We start from the raw sequence: 2,273 nt of genomic DNA on the forward strand, positions 1-2,273 counted from the left end.
CAACGAGTCCGCGGCCCTGAACGACCACTCCTCGTGGTCCGCCGCCGAGTCCTCGGCCGCGCAGACGATCAACGTCACCCAGTAGCGACACCGTAGTAGCGGTACTCACCCGCTACGACGGCCACGGGGGCGGACCGCGCTCATGTGCGGCGCGGCCCGCCCCCGCGGCGCCTTGTCCGGGGGGAACCCGCCGGGCTTTCCGGGGGGAAGGCGGCGCGCTTTCCGGGGGGAAACAGCGCGGACGCGGGGGACACGTGGGGGGAGACCACATATGACAGTGCTCGGAGACGGGACCGCGGCGCTGTACGACACCGGGCCCGTGCCCGGACCCGGCGGCTGGCCGGTGACGTACGAGCAGGTGGCGACGGGCACCCTGCCGGTCGTCGAACAGCCGCCGGCCGTCCCGCGGTTGAGCGCGGGGCTGAAGCTGCACGGCGAGTACCAGGGGTCGGGCTTCACCGACCCCAAGTACATCGCCCGTCGGGGGGACGGGCAGGTCGTGCAACTGTCCCGGCTGCTGTACCTCGTGGCGTCGAGCATCGACGGCGTCCGTGACGTCGAGACCATCGCGTACCGCGTCAGCGCGCGCTTCGGTCGCGAGGTCAGCGGCGAGAACATCCGCTACCTGGTGGAGAACAAGCTCGAGCCGCTCGGTGTGACGGTCCCCGAGGGCCAGGAGGACGACGAGGTCGACGCCCCGCGCTCCGACCTGCTGCTCGCCCTCAAGGGCCACCGGGTGATCTTCAACGAGCGCCGCACGGCACGGATCGCTGGGGCGCTGTCCTGGCTGCACCGGCCGGCCGTGGTCGTGGCGACGCTGCTGGCCGCCGTGGCCATGGACGTATGGCTGTTCGGGTTCTTCGGGGCGATCGACCCGGTCCTGGAGGTCCTGGACCAGCCGGTCCTCATCCTGATCGTGTTCGTGCTGACCGTGGCCTCGCTCGTCTTCCACGAGTTCGGCCACGCCTCCGCGTGCAAGTACGGCGGCGCGCGGCCCGGCTGCATCGGCTGCGGGCTCTTCCTGATCTGGCCGTCGATGTACACGGACGTCACCGACGTCTACCGGATCGGCCGGGCCGGGCGGATCCGTACCGACCTGGGCGGGGTCTACTTCAACGTCGTCTTCATGCTCGGCATGGCCGGGGCGTACTTCGCGACCGGGGCGCAGTTCTTCCTGGCCGCGGTCTACCTCGGGCACTTCGAGATCCTGGAGCAGCTGATGCCGGCCGTCCGGCTGGACGGCTACTACATCCTGGGCGATCTCGCGGGCGTGCCGGACCTCTACGGCAAGATCAAGCCGATCCTGCTCGGCCTGGTGCCGGGGGCGAAGGGGAAGGCGGCCCGCAAGGAGGTCGCGGGGCTGAAGAAGTCGGCGCGGACCATAGTGGCCACCTGGGTGCTGACCATGGTGCCGCTGCTGGTGGGGGAGCTGGGCTACGCCCTGTGGAACCTGCCGCGGATCCTCGCCACGATGACACGGTCGCTGACCGAGCAACTCGTCGGCACGGGTTCGGCGTTGGCGGACGGCAAGATCGTCGACGGGCTGGTCGGGGTGATCGGCTGCGTGATGCTGCTGTGCCCGATGGCCGGTGTCGTCTATCTGTCGGTGAAGATGAGCGGCCGTATCTTCCGCGCCGCGAAACGCTCCACGGCGGGCCGCCCGCGCCTGAGGATCGCGCTGTGCGCCCTCGCCCTGGCCGGTCTGACGGGCCTCAGCTACGCCTGGGTCTCCGGCATGACTCCGAAGCCGCTGCCCAAGCAGCCGCCGATCGCCCCGATCCTGCAGCCCGGGGTGTCCACCGAGGCCCCGAGCCCCCGGGACGCCTCGGGCTCGGGCGGCGGAGCCTCGCGCGGTCCGGCGGGACACGGCGCCGCGTCCCTGTCCCCGTCCGCCTCACCCGGCGCCTCCGCCGCGCCGAACGGTGCCTCGCCGGGCCCGTCGGCGAGTACGACCGCCTCGGCCACCGCCTCCGCGTCCGCCCCGGCGTCGGCCCGCCCGACCAAGGGTGCGACGGGTCAGCCGGCGGCCTCCGGCGGGGGCTCGCCGACCGGCTCGGGCCCCTCCGCCTCCGCTCCCGGCGGCGGTCCGTCCGAGCCCCCGGTCTCCCCGACCCCGTCGGAGAGCACCCCGGCCTCCCCGACCGACCCGCCGGTGACGCGCTCGGCGGCGGGGTCGTCGGCGGCTGTACCTGAAGGGCAAGGAGCGGGAGAGCATCCAGTTCCAGGTGAACGCCGACGGGACCATCGCCCACGAACTCGGCGGCACCCTGCAC

Annotated in this window: 1 protein-coding gene; it reads left to right on the top strand. The window is 72.6% G+C overall.

The window, feature by feature from the left end; translation table 11 throughout:
- Positions 1-271 precede the first annotated feature (271 nt).
- On the top strand, positions 272-2,273 hold a 2,002-nt coding region (locus ABZ453_RS16585; RefSeq protein WP_359015666.1), incomplete at its 3' end, for a hypothetical protein.

Source organism: Streptomyces sp. NPDC005799 (assembly GCF_040630525.1).
Lineage (GTDB): Bacteria > Actinomycetota > Actinomycetes > Streptomycetales > Streptomycetaceae > Streptomyces > Streptomyces griseorubiginosus_B.